This window comes from Actinomycetota bacterium (assembly GCA_035697485.1).
Taxonomy (GTDB): Bacteria; Actinomycetota; UBA4738; order UBA4738; family HRBIN12; genus JAOUEA01.
This window is the reverse complement of record DASSCU010000024.1, coordinates 212,596-218,754: the sequence shown is the minus strand read 5'-3', so window position 1 is coordinate 218,754 and position 6,159 is coordinate 212,596. Positions and strand designations below refer to the sequence as shown.

4 protein-coding genes are annotated in these 6,159 nt (G+C 70.0%); 3 read left to right on the top strand and 1 reads right to left on the bottom strand.

All coding sequences use genetic code 11. The annotated features are described in order from the left end of the window. Window positions 1-415: 415 nt before the first annotated feature. Window positions 416-2,296, top strand: coding sequence for an ABC transporter substrate-binding protein (locus tag VFI59_07785; protein ID HET6713594.1), 1,881 nt, complete (start codon window positions 416-418; stop codon window positions 2,294-2,296). Window positions 2,297-2,357: 61 nt separating this feature from the next. Here VFI59_07785 and moaA read toward each other — a convergent pair whose 3' ends face one another. Next, the gene (gene moaA, locus VFI59_07780) at window positions 2,358-3,377 is read right to left on the bottom strand and encodes a GTP 3',8-cyclase MoaA (GenBank protein HET6713593.1); all 1,020 of its coding nucleotides are present in this window, start codon (window positions 3,375-3,377) and stop codon (window positions 2,358-2,360) included. Between the two features lie 77 nt (window positions 3,378-3,454). Between moaA and VFI59_07775 the strand changes: the two genes are divergently transcribed. Both VFI59_07775 and VFI59_07770 read left to right on the top strand, forming a co-directional pair. Continuing rightward, window positions 3,455-4,690 (top strand): molybdenum cofactor synthesis domain-containing protein, encoded by a 1,236-nt coding sequence (locus VFI59_07775; protein ID HET6713592.1) that lies wholly within the window; start codon window positions 3,455-3,457, stop codon window positions 4,688-4,690. A 1-nt stretch (window position 4,691) separates the two neighbouring features. Then, a complete protein-coding gene (locus VFI59_07770; protein ID HET6713591.1) occupies window positions 4,692-6,146 on the top strand; it encodes a sulfatase in 1,455 nt (484 codons plus the stop codon). Window positions 6,147-6,159: the final 13 nt, after the last annotated feature.

The following is a 6,159-nucleotide window of genomic DNA, read 5'->3' as shown; positions in this document are numbered from 1 at the left end:
TCGACGACGGGGCCGGCACGTTGATGCAGGGGCTCGGGGTCTCGAGTTTCCCGACCGTGTACTACGTGAACGCCGACGGTACGGTCGACAACGTCACCATCGGAGAGTCGCCCGAAGGGGCGATCGAAGCGAACCTCGACGGGCTCCAGTCCGGGTAGGCCGTGAGAGGGGGTCGCGGAGGCCGGGCGAGACGCCCGGCCCCCGCGCCGCCGGAGAGGGGGCGCAACCTCTCGGCACCGAGCAGACTCGCGCCCACGTGAACATTCGGTGACCCGTCGAAGGTTGCCGCGTCCACGCGGGAGCCCGTCTCGCAGATGGGCAACCCTTGTGGTGCGTTCCGTGCGTATATGGGTTGTTGGACCGGCGGTGGTTCCGGTGAGAACATCTGTGCACCTTTGAGAGAGGGGGTTCGCGCATGAGGAGATACGCGCGGTGGATCGCCGTCCTGGCGGTCCTGGGCATCGTCGCGGCGGCATGTGGCGGCGATGGAGGAGGGGACGAGCCGGCCGCGTCGCCGACGGCGGACGGAGGCGACATCCCTCGTGGTGGAACGGTGCGGATCGCGGTCTCCTCCGAGCCGGCCAGCGCTGCGTTCGATCCGGCCAAGGAGTACTACCAACTCTCCTTCGAGATCTTGAAGTGCTGCCTCGCTCGGACGCTGTACGCGACGAACGGCAAGCCCGTCGACGAGGGCGGCGCAGAGCTGCGCCCCGACATCGCTGCCGATCTGCCGACCGTGAGCGAGGATGCCCTGACCTGGACGTTCCCACTCAAGCAGGGGGTCATGTACTCTCCGCCGTTCGAGGACGTCGAGGTCACGGCGCAGGATATCGTGCGAGCGGTCGAGCGTGAGGCCGACCCGAAGGCCAGCGCCGGCGGATACAGCTTCTACTACTCGGCGATCGAGGGCTTCGACGACTTCGGGGCCGGTGACGCCGACGAGATCTCCGGCATCAAGGCCGTCGACGACTACACCCTCGAGGTGACGGTGACCGAGCCGACCGGCGACCTCGGCTGGCGGTTCGCGATGCCCGCCACCGCGCCGATCCCGCCCAACGGAGACGCCCGTCTCGGCGCCGCCGAGGGGCACACGAAGGACTACGGCCGCTACTTGGTCGCGACCGGTCCGTACATGTTCCAGGGCAGCGAGGACATGGACTTCTCGCAGCCGGCGGATAGGCAGAAGGCGGTCGCGGGGTATACACCCGGTCGTTCGCTCGTGATGGTGCGCAACCCCTCTTGGTCGGCGGAGACCGACGACCTGCGGCCCGCGTACGCGGACGAGATCACGATCGAGATCGGCGGCTCGGTGCCCGACCTGTACAACAAGCTTCAGGCCGGCGAGCTCGACTTCGTGATGGATCCGCCTGAGGCCGACCAGCTGAAGGAGTACAGCACCAACCCGGATCTGCAGGATCGGCTCCACGTGTACCCGCAGCCGGCGACCTCGTACACGTCGATGAACCTGGGCGTGCCGCCCTTCGACGACGTGCAGGTGCGGAAGGCCGTCAACTTCGCCTACGACAAGGCGGGCGGCCGGCAGCTGGCCGGCGGCCCCTTGGTCGGGGTGAACGCGGGACACATCTTCCCCGACGCGCTGCTGAACAACCTGCTGGTCGACTACGACCCCTACGCGACGCCGGAGGACGGCGGCGATGCCGAGCTCGCGAAGGAGCAGATGTCGACGTCCAAGTACGACAGTGACGGCGACGGCATCTGCGATGCGGACGAGTGCACGGGTGTCGTCGCGATCTACGCGTCCGACAGCGCGACGGGCCGCAAGGTGGCGGCGTTGTGGCAGCAGAACCTCGAGGAGATCGGCATCGAGCTCGACGTCAAGGGTCTGACCACGACGGCGATGTACGCCAAGTGCAACAATCTGGCCGAGCGTATCCCGATCTGCCTGCAGGTCGGATGGCTCCAGGACTATCCCGACCCGTACACGTTCGGACCGCCGCTGTTCGGCAGCAGCGAGTTCGGTGCGCTCTACCCCGGCTGTTGCAACTACTCGGCCGTGGGCGCGACCGAAGCCGAGATGGAAGACTGGGGGTATCCCGTGACGTCGGTGCCGAGCGCCGACGAGAAGCTGTCCGAGTGCGCGGCACTGCCGGTCGGAGACGAGCGCACGCAGTGCTGGGCCGATCTCGACAAGATGCTGATGGAAGAGATCGTGCCCTGGGTGCCTCGCACGTACACGAACCAGACCGACATCGTCGGTCCGAACGTCGTCAACTACTCCTACGACGAGTTCGGATACATCGCGGCGCTCGACCATCTGGCGGTGGCGCCGGCGTAGGCCGCTCCGAACGCGAGCACGAACGGAGGCCGGGGCGCGAGCCCCGGCCTCCGTCGTTCGCTCAGCCGCCGATCATCGACATGCTGCGGATGGGCTGCACGAAGTCGGCGTGATCGATGCGGTGGCCGGCCCACTTCCGCCACATCGCCTCGCGCAGCAGCGCCTCGAGGTCGTCGTCGCTCGCACCGGCACGCATCGGGCCGCGCAGGTCCGTCTCCTCGAGGGCGAACAGGCAGTTGCGGAACTGCCCCTCCGCGGTCAGCCGCATGCGGTTGCACGAGTCGCAGAACGGCTCGGTGACGCTCGGGATCACCCCGATTCGGCCCGGGGCGCCGTCGGCGAAGCCGTACGTCGTGGCCGGCTCGGCGCCCTCGCCGTCGGCGACGAGCGGGAACTCCTCGCCGATGCGGTCGAGCACCGTGCGGGCCGGCACGACCTTCTGCCGCTCCCATGCGTGCTGGGCGTCGAGCGGCATGTACTCGATGAAGCGCACTTGGTAGCCGGTCTCACGCGCCCAGCGAGCGAACCCGACGAGCTCGTCGTCGTTCGTGCCACCGATCACGACGCAGTTGATCTTGATCGGGGTGAGCCCGGCGTCTTCGGCGGCGTGGAGCCCCCGCAGCACCTTCTCCAAGGCGTCGCGGCGCGTCATCTCCACGAAGCGGTGCCGCAGCAGCGAATCGCACGACACGGTTGCACGATCGACTCCCGCCGCGGCCAGCGGTGCGGCCAGCGTCTCCAGGAGCACCCCGTTCGTCGTGAGTGAGATGTCGAGATCGGGGCCGGCCTCACGGAACATGGCGACGAGCGTGGGCAGATCTGCACGCACGGTCGGCTCGCCGCCCGTGACCTTGATCGACTCGACCCCGAGCCGGACGAACAGGCGCAGCAGCCGCGTGAGCTCCTCGAACGTCAGGATCTCGTCCTTCGGCAGCCACGCGACCCCCTCGGCAGGCATGCAGTAGGTGCACCGGAAGTTGCAGCGGTCGGTCACCGAGATACGCAGGTCGCTGCCGACCCTGCCGAAGGTGTCGATCAGCGGGCCGGTCGCGGGCGCCGGGCTCGGGGTGGGATCGGGCATCTCGCCCAGAGTACCCCGCTTCGAGCGCACCGCGCGAGGCGGAGGTCGGTCGGCACGCGAGGTGCGAGGATGATGGGGTGGCATCGACGATCTCGACCGCGGTGGTCACCGTCTCCGACGGGGTGACCCACGGCTCGCGGGTCGACGAGTCGGGCGACCTCGCGGAGTCGATCCTGCGCGCGAGCGGGTTCGAGGTCACGACGCGCAGCGTCGTGCCCGACGAGCGCCGCGAGATCGAAGGCGTCTTGACGGAACTCTCGGCATCGCACGGGCTCGTCGTGACGACGGGCGGCACAGGGTTCGGGCCCCGCGACGTGACGCCGGAGGCGACGCGCGCCGTCATCGACCGGGAAGCCCCGGGCTTGGCCGAGCTGATGCGAGCCGAGGGTCTCACCCAGACGCCGATGGCAGCGCTGTCTCGCGCGGTCGCCGGCACGATCGGGGACTCGCTCGTCGTGAACCTTCCCGGCTCGCCCTCGGGCGTGCGGGAGGGCTTGTCGGCGATCATGCCGGTGCTGCCGCACGCGTTGCAGCTCCTCGGGGGGGCGACCGGTACGCATCCCACGGGACACGAGATGGCTCCCAGAGAGGCAGCCGGTGGCGACGCCGCAGCGGTGGCGATCCAGCCGACCGTGGAGGCCAAGGCGGTCCGCGTGCATGGTTCGCCGCCCTGCCGGGTCGGGGCGGCGATGTCGATCGTGGTGGGTGGCGAGGTGCGCGGCACGCTCGGATGCGCCGAGTTCGACGCCGCCGCCGTCGACGCCGCTGCGCAGGTCATGGCGTCGGGGGATCCGGAGACCCGGACCTTGACACACGATCTTGGCGAGATCGAGGTGTACTTCGAGCCGCACGGGCTGGCCCCGACCGCGGTCATCGTCTCGGCGACCGACGTGGCCCGGGAACTCCGATCGCACCTCGAGCGTCTCGGCTACCGCGTCGTGCTCGTGGAACCCAGGGTCGAGCGGGTCCGTCCCGACGACGGGCCTGTGGTCCCGACGGTGGACGCCGGTGCGCTCGGCGGTCGCGACGTGGTGGTCTTCACCGATCACGACGCTCCCGACGTGGCGCCGATGCTCGCCGAAGGGCTCCGCTCTCCTGCCCGATTCGTCGGGGTGATGGGCAGCCGTCGCCATGTGGGCCATCACGTCGAGGCGTTGCGCTCGATGGGGGTCACGGACGACGAGATCACTCGTGTGCGTTCGCCGCTCGGGCTCGACCTCGGTGGCCGCGACCCAGGATCGATCGCGCTGTCGATCGCGGCGGGGATCGTCGCCGACGCGCACGGTCGGGACGGAGGGTGGCTCGACCGCTGAGATGGGCTCGGCCCTGCGCGGCGACGGCAACGTTCGCGCCGCCGCCGCCACGCTCTTGGCGGTCCTCGGGTGCGTCGTGGCGGCGGCGCTTCCCCTGCCGCCGGTCCAGGGGGCGGGTGAGCGTCCGCCCAACGTGCTCATCGTGATCACCGACGACCAGCCGTGGGACACGCTCCCCAGGGCCGTGGGGCCGCCGGCGATGCCGTGGCTGGAGTCGCGTCTCGCGGATCCGGCCGACCGGTGGGTGCGGTTCACGAACGCGTTCCTGAACGTGCCGCTGTGTTGTCCGTCGCGCGCCTCGATCCTGACGGGCCGGTACGCTCGCCACACGGGGGTCGAGGACAACGGCGACGGCGCTGACTTCGACGAGTCGGCGACGCTCGCGACATGGTTCGACGACGCCGGCTACCAGACCGCCTTCCTCGGCAAGTACCTCAACGGGTACCCGTGGGGCCGTGGGCCGTACGTGCCGGCGGGATGGGATCGGTTCCTCGCGAAGCGCAACCTCGACCTCTCGACGACCTACGCGGGGTACCCGTTCGTCGATCAGGGCGTGCCGTTCACGGCGGGCACGAGCGAGCGGGCGTACGCCACGTCGCTGTTGGCCGACGAGGCGTCCACGTTCCTGCGGGGGGCGTCACGGGATCGGCCGTGGTTCCTCGTCTACGCCCCGACCGCGCCGCACGAACCCTGGACCCCCGCCCCGCAGGATGCCGGGTCGTTCGCCGGCGTCGACGTGGACGCGCCGAGCCTCCGGGCTCTGAACGACGTGCGAGGCAAGCCGGACTGGGTCCGGGCGCTTCCTGCGATCGAGGCCGCCGCGGCCGATGCCCTGGCCGAGGACCGTCGGAGCATGCTGGAGACGCTCGGAGCGGTCGACCGGGCGCTCCGTTCGCTCGTGGCCGAGGTGCGGGCCAGAGGGGAGCTCGAGGACACGATCGTGATATTCCTCTCCGACAACGGCTACTCCTTCGGAGAGCACCGCTGGGTGGGCAAGCGTTGCCCCTACGACGCGTGTGTGCGCACCCCGCTCGTCGTTCGGTCCCCTTGGACCGACGGCCGCGCGGTGACCACCCCCGTGTCGAACGTGGATCTCGCGCCGACGATCCTCGATCTGGCCGGTCTCGGCGTGCCTGCCCAGATCGACGGGCGCAGCGTGCGACCGGTGCTGGACGACCGGACCGGGGCCGCGGTGTCGCCAGACGCGGTGTTGATCGAGTGGGTGGGCGACGGCGAGGTGCCCGCATGGCGTGGTGTGCGCACCGAGGCGTTCAGCTATCTGGAGCATACGGACGGCACGGTGGAGCTCTACGACCTCGTGGGGCGCCTCGGCGCGGCGGACCCGTCGGAGCTCCGGAACCGAGCCGCCGATCCGGCCTACGCGGCCATCCGCCGGGAACTCGCCCTCACGCTCGCGGAACTGGTGGAAGGAGCCCCTCTGCGGCCTGGGGCCTGACGCTAGACTCCTG

Coding starts and splice junctions, on each gene's coding strand:
- moaA (HET6713593.1), bottom strand. CDS start 3,377: ATGCCCGATCCCACCCCGAGCCCGGCGCCCGCGACCGGCCCGCTGATC.
- VFI59_07770 (HET6713591.1), top strand. CDS start 4,692: ATGGGCTCGGCCCTGCGCGGCGACGGCAACGTTCGCGCCGCCGCCGCC.
- VFI59_07785 (HET6713594.1), top strand. CDS start 416: ATGAGGAGATACGCGCGGTGGATCGCCGTCCTGGCGGTCCTGGGCATC.